We start from the raw sequence: 21,885 nt of genomic DNA on the forward strand, positions 1-21,885 counted from the left end.
ATGGTTGGCGTTTTTTTATGTGTATTTTTTTAATAGGTTCCTTCCTGTAATTGTTGTTGTTGCTCCTGAAGTTGTTGTTGCTGTTGTTGCAATTGCTGTTCTCTCTGTTCTCTTCTTAAACGCTGTTGCTGTTCTTCCTGCTGCAATTGTTCCTTCAGACGTTTCTCTTCCTCCTCCAGTTTAAGATCCTGCTCATGCCCTTCTAAATTCTCTGCCTTCACCCCTTTTGGATTCTTCCAAAGTTTCTTTTTATAGGCTTCCAATTTATCCTCGATGGCTTGTGAACCATCCATCATGGTACTATCTGCACTAGCCAATTCAGCCTGTTGCAACATACCTGGTGAAGATTCGCGGATGATCTTACTTGCAAATTTACGCTGAACAAACAAGTCATCCATCGTCATATCATACAGCCCCTTATCTGGATCGGAAACATCGACTTTTACCAAGGCGTAACGTAACTGTGGGAAATACAACCAGAATGCTGGAGTGGAACCTACAGAAGTCGCTAATTCAGCTGAGGTGGTGATATCCATCAGTGGCGCGACGCCAATAATACGGGTTTCCAATCTTCCTCTCTGTTTATCAAAGAAGATATCCTCTTTGATACGGAATTTGGTCACGCGCTCAGGATTGAATTCATTCAGGGTCATCCTGGAATCGATCTGATTACCTTCATCATCAAAAATCGGAACGAGAACACTATCGGCAAATCTTGCCATACCTTCTCTGGCAGAAAGCTTTCCTTTGAAAGAATCATCCTCAGGACTATATGGTGTTAATTTACCTTGCTCAATAGATTTCATGATCACTTCCATTAAGGAATTGCCTGGAACCGCATATATAAAATTACGATCATCTTTCAGATCTATATCACGCCATACGCGTTTGTAAAAACGGATATTCTTTACATTCACTTCCGGAAAAGCAAAAGGAACTGCATCTTCCAGGTTATTCACTTGGAAGAACCCATCCGTAGTCGGGATGGTATCCATTAGTGGTTCTCCCTGAACGACCGCTTGGGTCTGGATAGTCTGCAATGCCGTACTATCAGGTATGGTATCAATCGTCTGGGCGATCAATGGGCTAACTCCCATTGTAACTGCCACTAACATAAGCCATTTTTTCATCTTACAAATCATTTTAATCATCAACAGGCCTTATTAATATTTTCTGGTCTTACTTTGCGAGGTAGGCATTTCAAATGCCGACATCACACAACGGAAACCAATATAGGAATGTGGTTCGTAATCCACGGAATAGTTACGGGTTTCGCTGTTCAGCTGTTCACCGTTATCTTTCCATGATCCGCCACGAACTACTTTACGTTTAAGGGCATCTGCATCTTCCTCATCTGCATCATATAACAATACCGGGTTCAGGTCATTCACAAAAGCTACAGCCGACGGACTGAAAGCATCCAATGTCCATTCTGAAACATTACCTGCCATATTATAAATGCCAAAAGCATTCGGTTGGTAGGATTTTACCGGCAATGTAAAGGTTGCTCCATCTCGTGAATAAGTACCCTCGCCTTGCTTGTAGTTGACTGCCAATTTCTCTTTTCCATTATCACCATCAATGGTCATTCTTTTACCCACAATAGTATCTCTAGGATCGATCTTACCTTCAGCAGCATATTGCCATTGTGCTTCGGTAGGCAAACTGAATGTCAATTGATAACCGCTCAGATACGAATTCTTCATCACATTGGCCATCATTTCCTTTCCTCTCCAATCGGTAAAGGCACGGGCTTGGCGCCAAGTAACCCCGATTACCGGATAGTAATCAAATGATTGGTGCGTGAAGTAATTCGCATCTAAAGAAGTTAGTTGCGCATTCGGGAAATCTTTTGACCAGATATCCTCGGCAGGCATTACCGAGACTGTTTCTGTAACATATTCCTTTTTAAGATTTCCTTTGGTTTTCAGGTAAGAAAAACGGTATTGTACGATTTCTGGATTCAGAGCTCTATTAGAACCTTTCAATTCCAACATGGGTGCCAACTTCTCTGCAATAACGGGATCCTTACTTTTCCAAAGTGGAGAAATACGTTTCACCTTTTTCCAATCGATACGTTTGCTTGTACCATCCTCACTAGCGATATCCAAAAAGTATTGATCATCCTGTAAATAATCGGTAACAGCGATGGAATCGGCTACCCAATTCACGAACTCACGGTATTGTTTGTTGGTTACCTCCGTTTCATCAATAAAGAATGCACTAAGACTCACATTCTTACCAACATTTCCGCTATCTAATGACCCTTTGAACAGAATAGTACCAGATGGAACATACACCATACCCGGAGGCGCTGGTAGTTTCCCTCCCTTAAAGGCAGATACCTTCGGTGCATTGTATAGGTTTCCAGATGAAGAACATCCGACGACACCTAACAGTATAGCCAAACAAAATGTGCTATAAAGCTGACTTAGGAACAGTCTTTTCATATTATCTATTTATTGTTGTTGTTTTGTTATTTATATATCTGATCAGCAAATTATCTTATTATTTTCTGTGGAATAGCGCGTATTTCAGTCCTAGGGATATGTAAGAATATTGATCGTTCTTTTTATTAACAACAGCATCTAAGTTATCCTTCGTCGTGATGGTATGTTGGTAATTGATGTTTACCGCCCACTGTGGTCCATATAGGGTTCTTCCAATAGGAATATCGATTCCGACATTTACCGGAACAACAAAATGAAATCCGGTAAGATCATCGGAGATATGACCTCCTTGAGAAATAACTCCAGCTTCATATTCTGGAGTGATGCTGGCTTTAATATTATTTTTCATGAATCCTGCTCCGGCCCCTACGTATACATTGGCTAAAATTTTATTAAATGTACTGGCTTGAAGGTTATAATAGCTGTAATTGTCAGACAGATTCATGAATTGACCAGCTCTTACTTTAGCATTTGCATTAAATGCCCAATAATCATTTTTGAATTCACTTAAATATCCATGACCCTTTAGTGCTCCTCTTTCAGCATGTACACCAACCGATACAAAAGGGGTAATCAACCCATCAACATCTATATGACCTGCAAATTGTGCTTCTACGTTTGCTAAATCAGTTAGGTTGATGGTAGGACCTCCGCCAATTCCCACGCTGATTGGGCGAGTAAATTGTGCTTGAGCGGATTTAAAGCTACATGCAGCTAGGACAAGTAACGAAAAAATGGTTTTTTTCATATTTCGGAATTATTTATTAGTAAAAAACTTACTTTATTAAAAGAGACGCAATTTACACCCATTTATTGTAAGTTCTATAAATAAGGGATACAATTTTATACAGTTAAAAAAATTATCGCCAATTCTTGCAACAAGAATCTTACCAAAAAAGATTATTGTAATGGTTATTAAATAATAGTTAAAAAGTATTTAATCTTTTTGTAAAAAATTAACAATTAATAGTTGGCTACAACAGTATTGGTCTAGGTATTTGGGTTTAAAAAAGGATTAATACTTATTTTTTGAAGTTAAATTTATAATTCATTAAAAATACATATTTTTAGCCTAAACGAATATTATCCTATCATATGCCATTTAAAGCGAATTATCAAGACATCCCTGCAGAACGCTATCAATACCTACGCATAAAATGTGGTCTTTCCAAAAAATCTGATGAAGCCGTTGCCATCGGCCTTAAAAATTCCCTATGTAGTGTGGCCATCATCCATACCGGTCAATCCAATGAAATCATTGGAATGGGTAGAATAGTAGGTGATGCTGGATGCCATTGTTTAGTAGTGGATATATGCGTCCTCCCAGATTATCAGGGAAAAGGGTTGGGGAAATTGATTATGCAAAAGCTCGATGAATTCATTGTTGTGCATCTTCCTCCTTCTTGTTATGTTTCCTTAATTGCTGATGGCAAATCCCATGAACTTGATTCCAACGAAAATTTTAAAACAGCAATTCCTAAAAAGCCAAAAATACCTAGTTCTACCAGAACAATTGAAAAGAGCGGAGGAAATGGAGGCAAAACTTGCCGACACAAAAACTGGTGTTCCTGCAGTTAGCTTTAGTTATCCTGATGTGAATGGCAAAACTGTTTCCTTAAAGGATCTTAAAGGAAAGGTTGTATTGGTAGACCTTTGGGCAACTTGGTGTGGACCTTGTCGTGCAGAAGAACCATATTGGGAGAAATTGAATGAAGAATATGCAGGAAAACCTATAGCTTTTGTAGGTATTTCTGTTGATTCGGATAAAGATAAATGGCTTACCTATATGAAAGAAAAGAACGCGAAAGGTTTACAGCTCCATTCGGGTGTAGACAACGTATTATCTAAAGCCTATAAAGTAGATGGAATCCCTCGTTACATCCTTATCGATAAAGCTGGGAACTTGATCACTGCAGATAGTCCTCGTCCTTCAGATCCTAAACTTAAGGAACTATTGGAAGTTTGGATAAAAAAATAAGTTTGTTGTTTGTTACATAATAGCTGTGGAGGTGCTTTAGGGTGCCTCCTTTTTTATTATCTTTATACAAAACAACATCCTATGAACCAAAGAGAAGAAATTGTCAGGAATTATATACAAGCATACAATAATTTTGACGTAGAAGGCATGGTACAGCATTTTTCAGAAGATGTCGTATTTGAAAATATCCAAAATGGTGTAACCACAGATTCCCTGGAAGGAATAGAAGCGTTCAAAGAACAGGCAGAATCCGCTAAATCATTTTTTGAAGACCGGGAACAGGTCATATCAGAATTGCATGAATCCTCTAACCTGATTGAAGTCCGCATCCAATATACCGCAAGCCTAGCCATGGATATCTCCGATACCATGAAACAAGGCGATAAGATTGAATTAGCTGGAAAGTCCTATTTCTATTTTAATGATCAGAATCAAGTGGTAAAATTACAAGACCTTAGTTGATTTTAAGATCTTGTAATTACAAATGCAGCTTTTGATTAATGTAGCATTTAATTAGAAAGCATCCACCACTGCATTCACAAATTCGATTTCATCATCAGAAAGGTTGATGTTCATGCTCTTCGCATTTTCAACGGCTTGCTGCGCATTTCTTGCGCCGGCTAAGGCGATGGTTATTCCGGGACGTTCTACTGTCCATCGTAGTACCAATTGACCCAAAGTTACTCCTTTATCATCTGCCAAAGGTTTGATCCTTTCCAAAAGGATATTGGTCCTATCGATGAAATCTGGTTGGAAGTGCGGCAGATTAGCCCGATGATCCCCTTCTTTAAAGCTATATCCCGGATGAATCTTTCCAGTCAAAAGACCACGCTCTAAAGGGCTATAAGCCAATACAGCTTTATTATGTTTGATACAGTAAGGAATGGTTTCTTCTTCCACTCCCCGGTTAACCATACTAAAAGGAATCTGGTTGGAGACTAGGTTAAGGGTTTTACCGGCTTTCTCCATCAATTTCGCATCATAATTACATACCCCAGCATATCGCACTTTCCCTTGTTCGATCAGTCTTCCTACTGCCTCAAAAGTCTCGTCCAAGGGCGTGGTAGAATCCGGCCAATGGATCTGGTAAAGATCGATATAGTCCGTTCCTAAGCGTTTTAAACTCTGTTCACACTCATAGATCACACTATCTTTTCCAGCAAACTTGTAGATCTCTATCGCTTCATCCTTATTGTTCTTGCTATGGAAGGCAAAATCCCCTTCCTTTAAATCCCAACGCATCCCAAATTTGGTCAATAATTGCACCTCATCTCTCCTAAAGTCCTTAATGGCCTCTCCAACAATCTCTTCACTAGTGCCTTGACCATAAATTGGAGCGGTATCAATAGAGGTAACCCCCAGGTGGTAGGCTGCACGGATGGCTTCAATAGCATCATTTCTGTCCGTACTTCCCCACATCCATCCTCCTGCTGCCCAAGCACCAAAGGTAATCACCGATACACTTAAATCACTGTTCTCTAATAACCTATATTCCATCATATTAAATTTTAAAGCCTATAACTAATCAACGTTTAAAATAGAGGATCCCGTATCCAAATCCTGCAAAAAATCATTTTTTAGCACTATAAATCTCATCCAACAATTCATAGAGCTCTGGATGGTCTGCCTGCAACATTTTAGGTTTTTGAAAGAAATATTCAGAAACCACGGCTAAGAATTCACTGGGATTAGTAGCTGCATAATCACTGATATCTGATTTATTCCTTCGGATTTCAGAGATCGTTTGTTCCATTTCTTCCATCCAAGGATGGATCAACTCTTTAGGAATCAAATATTCAGGTACGCCATCCACCTCACCATCCGCTTTATCAATTAAATGTACAAATTCATGGATGGCCGTATTACTTTCAGAATTCTTGGAAAATCCAGATAGCAATGCTGGTAAGGAAAGAATCATCTTTCTGTGCATTACACCATCACCGACCATTCCGAGAATGTTTCGCTTAGCTTCCTCTGTATTGTACTTTTCATTAAAAGTTCCTGGATAGATCAATACTTCATCCAGGTTTTCATAAGACCAGGTTTCAAAATGGAACAAAGGGATAGTAGCACTTGCCGCCACCAATACCCGATGTTCATCGGTAATAACCGACCCTTTCTCTGCTGATATCTTCGTGGTAAGCAAAAAATATACCACCCGTTTCAAGAATACATCCTGTTGGGCAGGTTTTAAATTCTTAAAAAACGCCACCTTATTCAGCAATACTTCACGGATAGATCCTTCTTCAGGAATAATAGGTGTTACAATCCGTTTGTTGCCCACATTTTTCCAAACAAAATAAATCAATACCGCACCAATCACAAAGACTAAGATCAGCATCAAAACCTCCTGTCCGTCCATCCTATTTAAACTTAAGTCCAACCAATTCCTGAATTACCATACGAATATACTTGATTTCCATTGTCCATAAAACACAAAGAGCCGCCAAAAGGCAGCTCTTTGTTAAATATATTTTTGAAAGGAGATGATCTTACATCATTCCACCCATACCGCCACCCATTGGAGGACCACCAGCACCTACTGGGTTCTCTTCTGGTTCGTCAGCCAATACACATTCCGTAGTCAATAACATCGAAGCAACAGAAGCTGCGTTTTCTAAAGCAACACGAGAAACTTTAGTAGGATCGATTACACCTGCTGCGATCAAGTTCTCAAACTTGTCAGTACGCGCATTGTATCCGAAATCTGCAGTTCCTTCTTTTACCTTTTGAACGATCACCGCACCTTCGATACCAGCATTCGCACAGATTTGGCGTAATGGCTCTTCGATAGCACGTTTGATGATGTCAATACCGATGTTCTCATCCTCGTTATCACCTCTAAGATCTGTCAAAGCCTCTGTAGCACGGATGAAAGCAACACCACCTCCTGCAACGATACCTTCTTCAACTGCTGCACGAGTAGCATGTAAAGCATCATCAACGCGGTCCTTCTTCTCTTTCATCTCTACCTCTGTAGTTGCACCTACATAAAGTACCGCAACACCACCAGATAATTTAGCTAAACGCTCTTGAAGTTTCTCACGATCGTAATCAGAAGTAGTAGTTTCAATGTTAGCACGGATTTGAGCAACACGACCTTTGATATCTTCTGCATTACCTGAACCATTGATAATCGTAGTATTGTCTTTATCAACAACTACTTTCTCTGCTTGTCCTAAGTAAGATAGTTCTGCATTCTCTAATTTGAAACCTCTTTCTTCAGAGATCACAGTACCACCCGTAAGGATAGCGATATCCTCTAACATCGCTTTACGACGGTCACCAAATCCTGGAGCTTTAACAGCGGCCACTTTCAGTGATCCACGGATTTTGTTAACTACCAACGTAGCTAAAGCTTCTCCGTCCAGATCCTCAGCGATGATCAACAATGGTTTACCAGTCTGAACTTGTTTTTCCAATACTGGCAACAATTCTTTCATGTTGCTGATTTTCTTGTCGTAGATTAGGATATAAGGGTTATCCAACTCTGCTTCCATTTTATCAGAGTTCGTAACGAAATATGGAGAAAGGTAACCACGGTCGAATTGCATACCTTCTACCGTTCTTACTTCAGTTTCAGTACCTTTTGCTTCTTCAACAGTAATTACACCGTCGTTTCCTACTTTTTCCATAGCTTCAGCGATCAATGAACCGATTACTTCGTCATTGTTTGCAGAGATAGAAGCTACTTGTTTGATTTTATTGTTGTCGGCACCAACTACTTGAGATTGCGATTTCAAGTTAGCTACGACTGCAGAAACAGCCTTATCGATACCACGTTTCAAATCCATTGGGTTAGCACCTGCTGCTACAGATTTAATACCTGGCGCAACGATAGCCTGTGCCAATACAGTTGCTGTAGTGGTACCATCACCTGCTTGATCAGCAGTTTTTGAAGCTACTTCTTTAACCATTTGAGCACCCATGTTTTCCAATGGATCTTTCAAATCGATTTCTTTCGCAACAGAAACACCATCTTTTGTAATTGCTGGTGAACCAAATTTCTTCTCAATAATTACATTACGACCTTTAGGACCTAATGTTACTTTTACGGCATTCGCCAATGTATCAACACCCTTTTTCAGGGAATCACGCGCTTCTACGTTATATTTTACTTGTTTTGCCATTTCTATTTGACTATTATTTTTAAAGATTTAAGTAGATTGATTTACAGAACTGCGTAAATGTCTGCTTCACGCATAATTAAATATTCTTTCCCTTCGTAAGTAATTTCAGTACCCGCATATTTACCGTACAATACTTTATCACCTACTTGTACCGTCAAAGGCTCTTCTGGTTTACCTGAACCTACTGCTACGATTGTTCCTTGAGATGGTTTTTCTTTCGCAGTATCAGGGATATAGATTCCAGACGCTGTCTTTTCTTCCGCTGGAGCAGGTTCTACTACCACTCTGTCTCCAATAGGTTTAATACTTAATGCCATAATTGTATATCAGTTTTTTATGTTTAAATGTATAATCATTGTTAGGGCATCACGAACTATGCCAATCCAAATTACTAATTCTTTTGTGTCAAAATAACATTTTTAAACCATTTTGTTGACAGTTTAAGTAAAATAATGGTGTCAGGATGTCACTAATTGGAAAGGATAAAAAGCATAAAAAAATCCCTGTCTAAGCTAGACAGGGATCATATTTCTTATTCGAAGGATAACCTTATTTTGTAGAGTCAGCAGCTGCTGGCGTCTGTGTTGTTGGAACAGTTGCCGGTGGAGTTGCTGTAGGGTTCAAGTTCAACGATGGTGTTTGAACCGGTGCTTCGATCTGATCGCCTAGACCATTACCTGAACCAGCTGATGGGCCCAAAATATTGATCGCCACACAGAAAACCATTAAAGCAATGATCAACACCCAAGTACCTTTTTCCAAGATATCACCTGTACGTTGTACACCGATTAAATTTGCTCCCCCAGAGAATCCTGATGATAAACCGCCACCTTTAGGGTTTTGGATTAACACAAATAATGCTAACAATAAACTCGCTAGAATAATTAGGATAATAAATAAAATGTCCATTTTTATATTTCTTTTATAACTTTTGTTCTAATTCTTTAATTCGGGCCGCAAAGTACGATTTTTTTTCTGGATTCTCTGAAATTAATTTTCTAAATACCGAAATCGCTTTTTCATACATTCCCTGCGATTCATAGATATTCGCCAGTGTCTCTGTAACGACTGAAAGTTGATCCTCTGAACTTCTACGAGCCTTATTTTCGGTATTGATACTTTCTGCTCTGGGAGGTTGGATCTGAGGTTCTTCACGGATAAATTTCTCGATCACCTCATCGGTAGACTCATTCGAACGGAATTCGATCGTCTCCTTTTTATAAGGCTCGCTCAATTTATCCTCGGGATTCTGTAAGTGAAAAATGTTCTCCCGTATCTGCTGATCTAGGATCGCCTCGTCCAATTTCTTAGGATCAAACTGCCCCTTCTGGGACTTGGGTAATACTGGAGATACAAATGGCTGATAGGTTTCTGCATGCTCCAATCGAGTTTTGTACAACCACCAACGGAAGCTATAAGGCATCAGCTCATCATTATATAAACTGACATCCTCCTCCCTATGCGTGCCTTCCAGTTTCTCTACAGCAACTTCAACATCTTCCTCATCCTCATCCAATGGAACATCTTCCTCTTCATCTACTTCTGGAAATGCAGATTCTATATTATATGCTGCGGGAGGATCAAAAAAATTTTCTTCAACTTCTGCCTCTACCTCCTTATCCAAAACTTCTTCTTCCAAAAATCCCTCACCCAGAACTTCTTCTTCCAATACCACTTCTTCCTGCTCATCCTCGGATGTATACTCTTCGAAAGCGATATAATCATCCGATACCGCTTCCAATTCTGGAATCTGTGCTACAGGTTTCTGCAGATAATCCCTTAGCCAAAAGGAATTATACGCATACATTAATGTTTTCTGTTTATCTACAGGTAAATTCTCCAGATTTTTCTTACGCTCCTGCGCAAAAATTATAGGCTGGGAAAATGGATATTTCGAAAGTAACTGTTGAAAATCAACCTCACTCACTTCCAAGGGATTCTCCAGGGCCTTTCTAAATACTTGTCGTAGATCCATAGGTTGATATATTTGACTACCAGTTATTAAATGCTTTATTAAAGATATCCTCGGTAAGTGCTTTTACAATCTCCGCGTTCAATTGCGTTTCCTGATTTGAAACTTCTCCACGGAACTCTTTGAACTGCGTAAATGATTCCTCGAAATCACTCTTTCCCGTATCATCTTTACGGTTCGTAAATTTCACCTTAACCGTGATGGAAAGTCTGTTCATGGCTGCACGATCCGACCCCGCTTCAACTGCCGCTGGCGTGATCGAGTAATTGGTAATCGTACCATCAAATTGGGTATCTCCATCTTGGTTCACCTGGCTCAATCGGGATTGCGAACGGATCCGCTCCTTCAATCCTTCCGTCATGGTCTGACTTAGGGTTGCTGAAACCATTGGTGAAATATTCTCAAAGAATGTTACGGTATAGGTCTTTACATTTTCAGGAATCGAACTACCCTTCAAACTATACGAAACCCCACATCCATTGATGATCAGCAGCATGCCGATTGACATTAAAAACGTAATAACGGTTCCTTTTATTTTGAACATGACGAATATCTTAATCTAGGTTTAAATCCTTAATCTTTCTGTACAAGGTACGTTCCGAAATACCCAGTTCCTGTGCCGCGGCCTTCCTTTTGCCCTTATGCTTCTTCAATGCCTTTTTTATCAAATCAGATTCCTTATCCATCAAGGATAATGATTCCTCTTCTACCTCTTCCACATCCTGGTTATCATACAGGTAATCGTTGGACGAAGGATTCTGCTGATTCGGGTTATGGATGGTAATGGTTGGATTCTGTACCGGATTATATTCCTCAGAAAACAAAGCCGCTGTATTCGGTCTTACTTCTTGGTATAATTGATTGATATAAGGTGAATGTTGTTCGATCGTACCTGGGTTGAATCCTTTTTGAATAAGCTCCACCACCAGTTTCTTCAGATCAACCATATCCTTTTTCATATCAAAGAGCACTTTGTACAACAGGTCTCTTTCCGAAAAATTATCCTTATTGCTGTCTTTGATTGCCATTGGCAAAGAACTGCTGGCTTCTACCGGCAAATATTGGCTCAATATTTTGGCATCCACCACCCGCTCTTTTTCCAGAACGGCAATCTGTTCCGCAATATTCTTCAATTGCCTCACATTCCCTGGCCAAGAATAATTCTTTAACAATTCCTGGGCATCCTCTGTCAATTGTATACCCGGTGTCCGATATTTATCCGCGAAATCTACTACAAACTTGCGGAACAATAAATAGATATCCTCCTTGCGCTCGCGCAATGGTGGAATATATAATGGAACAGTGTTTAAGCGATAATATAGATCTTCACGGAATTTCCCTTTTTTAACGGCCTCAAAAACATCCACATTGGTGGCTGCAATAACGCGTACATTGGTTTTCTGAACCTTCGATGATCCTACGCGGATATATTCTCCAGACTCCAGAACACGCAATAAACGGGCCTGGGTTCCCAATGGCAATTCCCCTACCTCATCCAAGAAGATGGTACCACCATCAACAACTTCAAAATACCCCTTACGGGCTTCGTGCGCTCCGGTAAAGGATCCTTTCTCATGTCCGAACAATTCCGAATCGATCGTACCTTCTGGGATTGCTCCACAGTTTACTGCGATGAATTGTCCATGTTTCCTGGAACTTAATTGATGGATGATATGGGAGAACACCTCCTTACCCGATCCACTCTCTCCTTGAATCAACACCGATATATCAGTTGGTGCGACTTGTCGCGCAATATCTATTGCACGATTTAACAATGGAGAGTTTCCAATTATGCCAAATCTATTCTTAATATCCTGATTATCCATGCTTTAAAATTTTGATTATGGAGAAGAATTAGTCTACAATCCTACCGATTAATGTAGCTGAAGTACAACTCTCTCCCAATACGTTTACATAGTCACCCACCTTGTAGCGTGCATCTACTGGGAAAACAACCATCGTATTTTGGTCATTACGACCACAAAAATCCTTATCCGAACGTTTTGAAAATCCTTCGATCAAGACCTTATGCACTTTACCGACAAATTTCTCCAAACGGTACAGGCTGTGACTTCTCTGCAGGTCGACAACCTCCGTCAAACGACGTTTCTTCACCTCCTCAGGAATATCATCCTCATAGCGTTTGGCTGCTAATGTACCCGGGCGTTCCGAATAGGCGAACATATAGGCGAAATCATATTTCACATAATCCATCATGGATAGTGTTTCCTGATGTTCTTCCTCAGTTTCAGTACAGAAACCGGTGATCACATCGGTAGAGATCCCACATTCGGGGATGATCCTGCGGATGGCATCCACACGCTCCATATACCATTCTCGATCATAGGTACGGTTCATCAGATCCAATACCCGCGAGTTACCCGATTGTACAGGTAGGTGAATATATTTACAGATATTATCGTATTTGGCCATGGTATACAACACTTCATCCGTAATATCCTTCGGATGGGAAGTCGAGAACCTGATTCTTAATTCAGGGCTTACTTCAGCAACCAATGCCAATAATTGTGCAAAATTGATGGTTTCTTTAGGCTCCTCGCCTTCTGCAACAGCAGGGGTATATTTATACGAGTCCACATTCTGACCCAATAGGGTAATCTCTTTATATCCAGCACGGAAAAGATCTTCTGCTTCTTTTACAATAGAAACTGCATCTCTGCTACGCTCTCTCCCGCGTGTAAAAGGAACGACACAGAAAGAACACATATTATCACATCCACGCATGATGGAAATGAAAGCAGAAATCCCATTGGTATTTAAACGGACTGGATTGATATCGGCATAGGTTTCTTCACGAGAAAGCAGTACATTCACCGCTCTTCCACCATCATCGACCTTATCGATCAAGTTTGGAAGATCACGATAGGCATCTGGACCCACAACTACATCTACCAATTTCTCCTCTTCCAGGAATTTGGCTTTTAATCGTTCGGCCATACAGCCCAAAACACCTACGATCATACCAGGGTTCTTTGCCTTGGCAGATTCAAATTCCTTTAGTCTATTACGAACGCGTTGTTCTGCATTCTCCCGAATAGAACAGGTATTGATAAATACCACATCGGCATCCCTGTAATCCTTTGTCGTTTCAAATCCCTTCTCGATCAGGATCGACGCCACAATCTCACTATCGGAAAAATTCATCTGACATCCGTAACTCTCAATATAAAGTTTTCGGCCAGTTGATTGTCCCGTAGGAACCATATCCAAAGCCTCGCCTTGGCGAGCCTCATCGTGCGTCTTCGTTGTATGTGATAACTCTAACATAGTCAATTTTCAAAGACTACAAAGTTAGTAATAAAAAGCTAATTTGATGACAGTTTGTCAGCAATGACTAAAATTTAACAAAGATTTATGCAAAAAAAATAGGGCAACAAAATATGCTGCCCTATGAAATATATCGGATTAAATTTATTGCGCTGCTTCTTTTTTAGCTTCTTCTTGCATTTTCTTAGATGCAACAATAACAATCTCTACACGACGGTTTTCCGCTCTACCTGCTTCGGTATCATTTGAAGCAATTGGCTCAGAGAAGTTTTTACCTTCAGTTCTGATACGAGAACCTGCTAAACCTTGAGATACTGCATATGATTTTACAGATGCTGCACGTCCATTAGAAACTTTTTGGTTTGCTGCCAATGTACCTACGTTATCTGTATGACCTAATACTAAAATTTCTGTATCCGGCTCTTTGTTCAAAGTTTCCACCAATTTCGCGATGTTATCTTTCGCAGTTGATTTTAAAGCGGTACTGTTGAAGTCAAATAAAATACCAGAATCGAATTTCACTAAGATACCTTCACCAACTTGTTCTACTTCAGCACCAGCTACAGTGTTCTCGATTTCTTTAGCTTGCTTGTCCATTTTCTTACCGATCAATGTACCAGCTGCACCACCGATTACCGCACCAGCGATCGCACCTACTGCTGTGTTACCAGCTTTACCTCCAATTAAGGCACCAATTGCACCACCCGCAGTTGTACCGATTACGGCACCTTTAGTAGTATTGCTTGTATTTTGGATGGTTGAACAACTTGCGAACAACATTGCTGAAGTTGCTACTGTTAATCCATAAACTGCTAATCTTTTATTCATTTTCATAACCAAATAATTTATCCTTTATTCACTAATATTTTTTTCAAATCAATAGAATGGTTTTTGCAAACCCAATGCCAAAGTCATTTCTTGCAAACAATCAATTGATTAAACACTTAATTTACAGGGTTTTATTTTTCTTGAGGAGGAATTTCCAACTTGGGCAAACGTTGTGATTTCGGACGACCTTGGGCATCCCAAGTCTTAAATGAATTCTGAATATAGTTCAAAAGATCATATTCGCCCCATCGTTCAACCGAAGAGATCGAAGGTCTGTAAAGGTCCATAAAAGACTGCAATTCATCACCTTCCAAATTAGTAATCTTATTGACGATAGCCTTGTTGAATACGCGATCCACCTTGGATGCCTCCAATTCCTGGTTCATATACCGTTCAAAACGTTTGGCATTCTTAGCGTCTTTGCCAAAAAGATTATATAAGGCCGTAGCCGGACTGTTCAAATAGGTGCTTACTCTATTGTGCCCCCCATTATAAACACCCTTTTTCTCGTATTCCTTTAGAAAGCTATTTAATTCAGCCTCTTTTGTACTCCGAGTGACCACCACTGTTTCAATAGTGGTACCAGACTGCATGTCGATGAGAATATCATCTAAGCTATGGATCACCGTTTTCACTGGTCCATAACCCACTTTGGATACCCGAATGGTATCACCAATGATCACATCAATGGTAAAAACCCCATAGGCACTTGATCGAACAGACTGCTTACTCCGTAGGTTAACCACGTTAGCATCCGATACACGGATATTACTTCCCTTTTCCATCAGAAGCCCAGAAATCACTTTACCTTGCTCCTGAGCCTGAACCATTAAGGTTCCAAGCAACAAAAAAGAGAACAATATCCCAAAATATTTAACTTTACTATACATCAGTTTAAAGGTAGCAATTGTTTAGACTGCCAAATGTTAAATAGTTTAAAATCGATCTTATTTATAGGGATAAAAAACAAAATTAGCGCCTTCAGGAACGATGACGAACAGACACATAAAAGCATTCGCAGGTTTGAACTGCTTGATGAAATAATCCTTCCGTTCCGATTGGATCAAGCCTCTTTCCACAAACTCCTCCAGCGAACTGGCATGTATGGTCCAAGCTGTATTCAATTCCTCCCGGTCCAAAATAACCTCTCCCAATCCAACCTGGTGCTGATGGGCAACAAATATCGGATATAGCGTATAGCCTTCTGCCATCATTTCCACAGACACCTCTTGGATGGACTCCTTGTAAAAATCAAGGTCCCGTTTCAAGCTAAGCAAAGGGCTTTCGCTTTTCTTATTTTCTTCTCCTTCGGGCTGCTTGTTCAATAAATCCTGTAAATCCATTATTTCCTCAATTTCAATAAAATCACATTTTCTACGTGCTGGGTATGTGGGAACATATCCACCGGTTTAATCCGTGCAACCTCATATTTCTCCTGCAGCATTTCCAAATCCCTAGCTTGCGTAGCCGCATTACAACTCACATACACGACCTTCTCACTCTCCATCTCCAATATACGAGCCACGACATCTGCATGCATCCCAGCTCTTGGAGGATCCGTGATTACTACATCCGGTTTCCCATGCTCTGCAATGAAATCTGCAGTAAGCACATCCTTCATGTCTCCAGCATAAAACTTTGTATTATGGATCTCGTTGATCGCAGAATTAACTTTTGCATCCTCGATCGCCGTAGGCACATATTCCACACCTACTACTTCCTTAGCCGACCTGGCCACAAAGTTGGCAATGGTTCCAGCTCCAGTATATAAATCGTAAACCAGCTCATCCCCTTTCAGCCCTGCAAATTCACGCGTGATCTTGTACAGCTCATAAGCCTGTTTCGAGTTAGTCTGGTAGAAAGATTTAGGACCAACCTTAAACTTCAAACCTTCCATTTCCTCATAGATAAAATCCCTGCCTGCGTAGATCTCAATCTCCTGATCGAAGATCGTATCGTTACGTTTCTGGTTGATGATATATAATAAGGAGGCTAAATCTGGATATCGCTCATGGATGAATGCCATCAATAGGTCAACCTGTCCTTCTTCCGGATAGGCAAAAACCACGATCACCATCACCTCACCGGTTGAGGAAGTCCGGATAATCAGATTACGTAATGCTCCCTCATGGAACTTCAGGTCATAAAAAGAAATACCGTTCGCCTTGGCGAATTCAAAAATCTCATTTCTAAGAACGTTGGAAGGGTCTTGTTGTAAGTAACAATGATCAATGGCCAAAATCTTATCAAAACGACCGGGAACATGGAATCCCAACGCATCCATCGAATCACCTGGCTGCACCTCGTCTAGATCTGTCAACCAACGTTTGTTCGAAAATGTAAATTCCAGTTTATTCCGGTAATAGGTCGTTCCTTCAGAAGCCAAAATAGGTTCCATTTCGGACACATCCACCTTACCAATCCTTGAAAGTGCATTTCCAACAGACTGCTCTTTGAATTTCAATTGAGCATCATAGCTCATATGCTGCCACTTACAGCCACCACAAACACCAAAATGCTTACAGAAAGGATCCACTCGATAGGCAGAAGGTGTCTCCACCTTAACCACTCTCCCCTCCACAAAGCTCTTCTTCTTGCGCTGCAGCTCCACCTCAACAATATCCCCCGGAACCCCCCGTTCAATAAAATAAACAAGGTTATCCTGCTTCGCAACGCCTTTGCCTTCCTCAGCTATATCAATGATTTCCAATCCGGAAACAAATTTCTTCTCTTGTGGTATTCTTCTTCCCATAGTGGCTGCAAAAATAATAAAATAGTAGTTAGTATTTAGTATTTAGTATAAAGACAATACATAGCGCCATAGGTACCCCATTGGTCTAAATACTATATACTAGCTACTAAATACTACAAAAGCGTGGCTTGCACCAAATACGGAAGCATTTCTTTTTGAAAGGAGATAAAATTCTTGCGGACATCGGCTTCGGAGACGGCGGTGAAGGCGAAGGAGAAAACGATGTTCTTGGAGGTTTTGATAAGGAAAGTCAATCTTTCTTCGGGGATGGTGGATCCTATGGTTTCGTTCTGGATAAAGGATCTTAAGAGGAGGAATTCCAGATCGTCGGAGAGGATCTTGAGGTATTCCTGCGCATTGGCTGATTCTCGGATGAATCCCCAGCCTACAAATTCATTACAAACCGTATAGGTCACACGGCTTACCCGGAGGATGGTATTCGCCAAAAAGGTGGAAAGGTCTCTTTCATGCACGTTTTTGTTCAGGATATCATATACATTATCCTGGATATAATCCATGAGGACCGCATGCAGAATGAGTTCCTTGCTGGCAAAATGCTTATAGAAAGTCGCCTTGGCAATATTGGCGTTCTTGGATAGTTCGTTGACACTGGTTTTATTATAGCCATACTTCCGAAACAAATCCCGGGCGGATTTTTTGATCGCTATGACTATTTTATCTTCCATGAAGGGTAATTTAATAAAAAAGGTTCAGATAATTTCCAAAAAAATCGCTTTTTGGCCTATCTGAACCTTTATTTTAAGATATTTTATTATTTTTTTCTAGATTCTTACGGCAAATTATACCATATGTTTATTGCAAAAATCCAAAAACTTAAATGATTTCAGTTTCAAATTGCCCCAAGAACCTGACATCATTCTCAGAGAACAACCTAAGATCTCGGATTTCGTATTTCAGGTTGGTGATCCTTTCGATACCCATTCCGAAAGCATAACCTGAGTATTTCTTGCTGTCGATACCACAGTTTTCCAACACATTCGGGTCTACCATTCCACAACCTAAAATCTCTACCCATCCAGACTGTTTACACATTTGGCATCCAGCACCTTTACAGATGGTACAGGAAATATCCATTTCTGCGGATGGTTCCGTAAATGGGAAATAGGATGGACGGAATCGAACTTTGGTATCTTCACCATAAAGTTCCTTCACGAAATGGTATAAGGTCTGTTTCAGGTCGGCAAAGGAAACATCCTCATCGATGTAAAGCCCTTCGATCTGATGGAAGAAACAGTGTGCACGTGCGGAGATGGCCTCATTACGATAAACACGTCCAGGCATGATCGCGCGGAAAGGGGGTTGCCCCGCTTCCATCAGGCGAACCTGAACAGAAGAGGTATGCGTACGCAGAACCACATCATTACCATCATGTTTCTTGATAAAGAAGGTATCCTGCATATCACGGGCAGGGTGTTCTGGAGCAAAATTCAATGCCTGGAAGTTATGCCAATCATCTTCGATCTCATTCCCTTCAGCGACGATAAAGCCTAACTTTTTAAAGATCTCAACAATCTCTTTGCGTACCAAGGATAATGGATGTCTAGAGCCCAAGGTAAAACCAGAACCCGGAAGGGTCAAATCACCCTCTTTTCTAACATTCGATGAATCTGATTGGTTGACAAATGCTTCCGAAGATTCTTTGAATTTTGTTTCGGCCAAGATTTTAAAGTCGTTCAACACCTTACCCAAGGTTCTTTTCTCCTCAGGACTTACGGTCTTAAACTCTTCAAACAAGGCTTTCACGATGCCTTTCGACACCAAAAACTTCAATCGGAAATTCTCTACATCTTGAGCAGAAGTAGGTTCGAATGCATTTATCTCTTGAGTATACTGCGTTATTTTATCTTGCAACATGCGCCAAAGATACAGCAAATTTTAAAAAAGTAGATGATTTGAATTCTAATAAATTAATCGATTAAAATGGTAGGCCATCATTATCGTCATTATTCTCTGTAAAATCTACGGATTGCTCCTTAGGTTCTTCCTGATGTTGAGATGATGAATTACTTCCAGATTGGCCGGTTTGTGGTTCAAAGTCTGAACGACGGCCTAATAAATTAAAACTTTCGGCAACAATCTCCGTCGTATAACGACGTATGCCTTCTTTGTCTTCATAGGAACGGGTCCGCAATTTCCCCTCAATATAAACCAACTTCCCTTTACTCAAATATTTGACGGCGACATCAGCCAAACCACGCCATAGCACGATGTTATGCCATTCGGTCTGCTCTACGCGTCTACCATCTTTGGTAAAGGTTTCTGAAGTAGCCATGGGAAAACTTGCAACACTTACATTTCCCTCCAGATAACGGATCTCAGGGTCTTTGCCCAGATGTCCTACTAAAATAACTTTGTTTACACCTGACATACAATAATTTAGGATTTGGTTAATATCAAAAATATCGCTCTATGAAGGAGCTAATAAGTTTATGCTTAGCTAATTTATCTAATTTTTTTGACAAACAATAATTCCAATGGCTTTTTTTGGACTGCAGCCTAACATCTTTTGGCATTCGATAGAAACTAGCGTAAATATTCTGATGGCTAAGCACATGCTTGATCGTCCTTTCGATCTTTTCGGGTATAGCATGACCAAAATACTGCTGATATTCCTCCATCGCCACTAATTCCGGTATCTCAAGCGGACCGGCTGATTCCATCAAAGGGAATTCATAGAGATTGGCCCAAACATCTCCATCCGTACGTTGGGACATCAGTACGGCATCGTCCTTTTCAACGATAAAATAATGGAAAAATCGATCCCTACTTTTTTTACCCTTATTTTTCACAGGTAGCTCAGCAACCCTCGAAGTGTTCAGCGCAACACAATCCAAACGTAATACACATTCGGCACATTTAGGATTCTTAGGTTTGCATTGTAAAGCTCCAAAATCCATGATGGCCTGATTATAGGTCGCAGGATGATCCGTATCCAGTAATTCCTGGGCTAATCCAGCGAATATTTTTTTTCCCGCACTACTGTTTATGGGCTCCCCAATCCCAAAATATCGAGCTAATACGCGGAACACATTTCCATCCAATACAGCTCTTGGTTCATCGTTCGAAAAAGATGAAATAGCTGCCGCCGTGTATTCGCCAACACCGGGAAGTTTCAAAAGTTCTTCGTAAGCAACAGGAAATGTGCCGGCATGATTTTCCATCACATATTTACTGGCCTTATGCATGTTCCTAGCACGGGAATAATAGCCCAATCCCTGCCATAATCGTAAAATGGTCGCTTCCTCTGCAGCTGCAAATTTTGTTACATTCGGAAGTTCCTCTACAAATTTTAAAAAATAGGGCATTCCCTGCTCCACCCGGGTTTGTTGGAGGATGATTTCTGATAACCAAATTACATAGGGATTCCTTGTTTCCCGCCATGGTAAAGCCCTTTTGTGCTGATGGTACCATGCCAAGATATGTTCCGAAAAAGACATGTTGCAAAGATGTTAAATACTTGGATTCCCTCCTGCCAAAAAGTTATTAAATGTTAAAATATGTTCTATTTTTTTCAACAAATGATATTTTTACGCCCGACTAGAAAAAATAGGGAGAAAGAAACTATGATTAAACAAAAGACTTCCATTGTCATTTTAGATGCCAATGGAGACTCGAATCAGAAGATTCAAATACCGACCATTATCCTAAAAAACTGGAAAATTATTCTTGGTGTAAGCCTCTTTTTCATCTGTATGATCTGTGCTGTTGTTGTCTTTGTCGCAACCAAAACACAGAGCGATCGTTATGAGCAGGAGCTGACCAAAAAAATGGAAGCATTGGAAAAAGCCAAACAATCCTTAGCGGTTGAAGAGGCTTCAAACCAATTGAATTTAGTACAAGTACAAAAATCATTTGAATCCATCGATAGTACCTTAAACCAAATTAATGCCAAAATGCGCAAAAGAGGTTTAAAAGATGTAGCACCTAAGCTAAAAAATGCAGGGGGACCTATTGAGACCGAAGAGAATTTGGATGAATTGAGTAAATATTACGAAAACAGATTAAAGAGTATTGATAAGAAATTGGAAGGTTTACCATTAGGTATTCCTCACCATGGAAAAATCACTTCTCGTTTCGGGTATCGCCGTAATCCTTTTACTAACAGAGGATTAGAAATGCATTCGGGGATTGATATTAAAGGTAGTATTGGCGAACCTATCAAAGCAACCGCAGCTGGAAAGATTGTTCATGCTGGGTATAAAGGGCAATATGGTAAGGTAGTTATCATTGAGCACAGCAATGGCTGGGAAACTAGATATGCACATTTGTCGACTACCAAAGTAAAGGTGGGTCAAAAAATAGACGCTGGTCAGGTAATTGGTACACTTGGGAATACAGGTAGATCAACTGGACCCCATTTACATTATGAGTTGTTGAGTTATGGTAAAAAACTCAACCCTGAGAAGACGATGTTGTTTTAAGGTTTTTTACTTCCGAGCGAGGAACAAAACGTCATTGCGAGGAAC

General features: G+C 40.3%; 24 protein-coding genes. 4 read left to right on the top strand and 20 right to left on the bottom strand.

Annotation, left to right across the window (positions count from 1 at the left end; genetic code table 11):
• Positions 1-29: 29 nt before the first annotated feature.
• From gldN to E3D81_RS15180, 3 genes are read right to left on the bottom strand one after another with little or no spacing between them, the layout of a single operon-like run.
• Positions 30-1,130 (bottom strand): gliding motility protein GldN, encoded by a 1,101-nt coding sequence (gene gldN, locus E3D81_RS15170; protein WP_167554331.1) that lies wholly within the window; start codon positions 1,128-1,130, stop codon positions 30-32.
• A gap of 33 nt (positions 1,131-1,163) precedes the next feature.
• Positions 1,164-2,450, bottom strand: coding sequence for an SUMF1/EgtB/PvdO family nonheme iron enzyme (locus E3D81_RS15175; RefSeq protein WP_134778049.1), 1,287 nt, complete (start codon positions 2,448-2,450; stop codon positions 1,164-1,166).
• A gap of 58 nt (positions 2,451-2,508) precedes the next feature.
• Complete coding sequence (locus tag E3D81_RS15180; protein ID WP_134778050.1) at positions 2,509-3,198, bottom strand: outer membrane beta-barrel protein; 690 nt, start codon at positions 3,196-3,198, stop codon at positions 2,509-2,511.
• A 347-nt stretch (positions 3,199-3,545) separates the two neighbouring features.
• Between E3D81_RS15180 and E3D81_RS15185 the strand changes: the two genes are divergently transcribed.
• From E3D81_RS15185 to E3D81_RS15195, 3 genes are all read left to right on the top strand, one after another.
• Positions 3,546-4,028 carry a GNAT family N-acetyltransferase gene (locus tag E3D81_RS15185; protein WP_134778051.1) on the top strand — a complete coding sequence of 161 codons (483 nt, stop codon included), beginning with the start codon at positions 3,546-3,548 and terminating at the stop codon, positions 4,026-4,028.
• Positions 3,982-4,428: a TlpA family protein disulfide reductase gene (locus tag E3D81_RS15190; RefSeq protein ID WP_167554203.1), complete on the top strand. Its 447-nt coding sequence runs from the start codon at positions 3,982-3,984 to the stop codon at positions 4,426-4,428. The genes E3D81_RS15185 and E3D81_RS15190 overlap by 47 nt, the downstream gene beginning before the upstream one ends.
• A gap of 81 nt (positions 4,429-4,509) precedes the next feature.
• The gene (locus tag E3D81_RS15195; RefSeq protein WP_134778053.1) at positions 4,510-4,890 is read left to right on the top strand and encodes a nuclear transport factor 2 family protein; all 381 of its coding nucleotides are present in this window, start codon (positions 4,510-4,512) and stop codon (positions 4,888-4,890) included.
• A 51-nt stretch (positions 4,891-4,941) separates the two neighbouring features.
• On the opposite strand, the gene E3D81_RS15200 is transcribed toward E3D81_RS15195, so the two are convergent.
• From E3D81_RS15200 to mutY, 17 genes are all read right to left on the bottom strand, one after another.
• Entirely contained in the window at positions 4,942-5,928 is a 987-nt protein-coding gene (locus tag E3D81_RS15200) for an aldo/keto reductase (protein WP_317128158.1), read from the bottom strand.
• 70 nt (positions 5,929-5,998) lie between these two features.
• A complete protein-coding gene (locus tag E3D81_RS15205; RefSeq protein ID WP_134778054.1) occupies positions 5,999-6,790 on the bottom strand; it encodes a zinc-dependent peptidase in 792 nt (263 codons plus the stop codon).
• A 130-nt stretch (positions 6,791-6,920) separates the two neighbouring features.
• Positions 6,921-8,558, bottom strand: a complete 1,638-nt coding sequence (gene groL, locus E3D81_RS15210; RefSeq protein ID WP_134778055.1) for a chaperonin GroEL — start codon at positions 8,556-8,558, stop codon at positions 6,921-6,923.
• Positions 8,559-8,599: 41 nt separating this feature from the next.
• Positions 8,600-8,875 (bottom strand): co-chaperone GroES, encoded by a 276-nt coding sequence (gene groES, locus E3D81_RS15215; protein WP_134778056.1) that lies wholly within the window; start codon positions 8,873-8,875, stop codon positions 8,600-8,602.
• Between the two features lie 232 nt (positions 8,876-9,107).
• Complete coding sequence (gene secG / locus E3D81_RS15220; protein ID WP_134778057.1) at positions 9,108-9,467, bottom strand: preprotein translocase subunit SecG; 360 nt, start codon at positions 9,465-9,467, stop codon at positions 9,108-9,110.
• A gap of 13 nt (positions 9,468-9,480) precedes the next feature.
• On the bottom strand, positions 9,481-10,533 hold the full coding sequence (locus E3D81_RS15225) for a tetratricopeptide repeat-containing protein (RefSeq protein WP_134778058.1): 1,053 nt from the start codon (positions 10,531-10,533) through the stop codon (positions 9,481-9,483).
• A gap of 16 nt (positions 10,534-10,549) precedes the next feature.
• Positions 10,550-11,074 carry an LptE family protein gene (locus tag E3D81_RS15230; protein WP_134778059.1) on the bottom strand — a complete coding sequence of 175 codons (525 nt, stop codon included), beginning with the start codon at positions 11,072-11,074 and terminating at the stop codon, positions 10,550-10,552.
• Positions 11,075-11,084: 10 nt separating this feature from the next.
• Complete coding sequence (locus tag E3D81_RS15235; protein WP_134778060.1) at positions 11,085-12,356, bottom strand: sigma 54-interacting transcriptional regulator; 1,272 nt, start codon at positions 12,354-12,356, stop codon at positions 11,085-11,087.
• A 28-nt stretch (positions 12,357-12,384) separates the two neighbouring features.
• Positions 12,385-13,818 (bottom strand): tRNA (N6-isopentenyl adenosine(37)-C2)-methylthiotransferase MiaB, encoded by a 1,434-nt coding sequence (gene miaB / locus E3D81_RS15240; protein ID WP_134778061.1) that lies wholly within the window; start codon positions 13,816-13,818, stop codon positions 12,385-12,387.
• Positions 13,819-13,962: 144 nt separating this feature from the next.
• Positions 13,963-14,652, bottom strand: a complete 690-nt coding sequence (locus E3D81_RS15245) for an OmpA family protein (RefSeq protein WP_180268459.1) — start codon at positions 14,650-14,652, stop codon at positions 13,963-13,965.
• A gap of 125 nt (positions 14,653-14,777) precedes the next feature.
• Entirely contained in the window at positions 14,778-15,536 is a 759-nt protein-coding gene (locus E3D81_RS15250) for a hypothetical protein (protein WP_134778062.1), read from the bottom strand.
• 57 nt (positions 15,537-15,593) lie between these two features.
• A complete protein-coding gene (locus tag E3D81_RS15255; RefSeq protein WP_099366492.1) occupies positions 15,594-15,989 on the bottom strand; it encodes a hypothetical protein in 396 nt (131 codons plus the stop codon).
• Positions 15,989-17,398 (bottom strand): 23S rRNA (uracil(1939)-C(5))-methyltransferase RlmD, encoded by a 1,410-nt coding sequence (gene rlmD, locus E3D81_RS15260; RefSeq protein WP_134778063.1) that lies wholly within the window; start codon positions 17,396-17,398, stop codon positions 15,989-15,991. The genes E3D81_RS15255 and rlmD overlap by 1 nt, the downstream gene beginning before the upstream one ends.
• A gap of 113 nt (positions 17,399-17,511) precedes the next feature.
• Positions 17,512-18,084 (bottom strand): TetR/AcrR family transcriptional regulator, encoded by a 573-nt coding sequence (locus E3D81_RS15265; RefSeq protein ID WP_099366494.1) that lies wholly within the window; start codon positions 18,082-18,084, stop codon positions 17,512-17,514.
• A 148-nt stretch (positions 18,085-18,232) separates the two neighbouring features.
• The gene (gene pheS, locus E3D81_RS15270) at positions 18,233-19,273 is read right to left on the bottom strand and encodes a phenylalanine--tRNA ligase subunit alpha (RefSeq protein ID WP_134778064.1); all 1,041 of its coding nucleotides are present in this window, start codon (positions 19,271-19,273) and stop codon (positions 18,233-18,235) included.
• Positions 19,274-19,334: 61 nt separating this feature from the next.
• Positions 19,335-19,787, bottom strand: a complete 453-nt coding sequence (locus tag E3D81_RS15275) for a single-stranded DNA-binding protein (RefSeq protein WP_134778065.1) — start codon at positions 19,785-19,787, stop codon at positions 19,335-19,337.
• 25 nt (positions 19,788-19,812) lie between these two features.
• Complete coding sequence (gene mutY, locus E3D81_RS15280) at positions 19,813-20,856, bottom strand: A/G-specific adenine glycosylase (RefSeq protein WP_134778066.1); 1,044 nt, start codon at positions 20,854-20,856, stop codon at positions 19,813-19,815.
• 126 nt (positions 20,857-20,982) lie between these two features.
• Between mutY and E3D81_RS15285 the strand changes: the two genes are divergently transcribed.
• Positions 20,983-21,840 (top strand): M23 family metallopeptidase, encoded by an 858-nt coding sequence (locus E3D81_RS15285; protein ID WP_167554332.1) that lies wholly within the window; start codon positions 20,983-20,985, stop codon positions 21,838-21,840.
• The last annotated feature ends 45 nt before the right edge of the window (positions 21,841-21,885 follow it).

The organism is Sphingobacterium sp. CZ-2, assembly GCF_004526235.1.
Lineage (GTDB): Bacteria > Bacteroidota > Bacteroidia > Sphingobacteriales > Sphingobacteriaceae > Sphingobacterium > Sphingobacterium tenebrionis.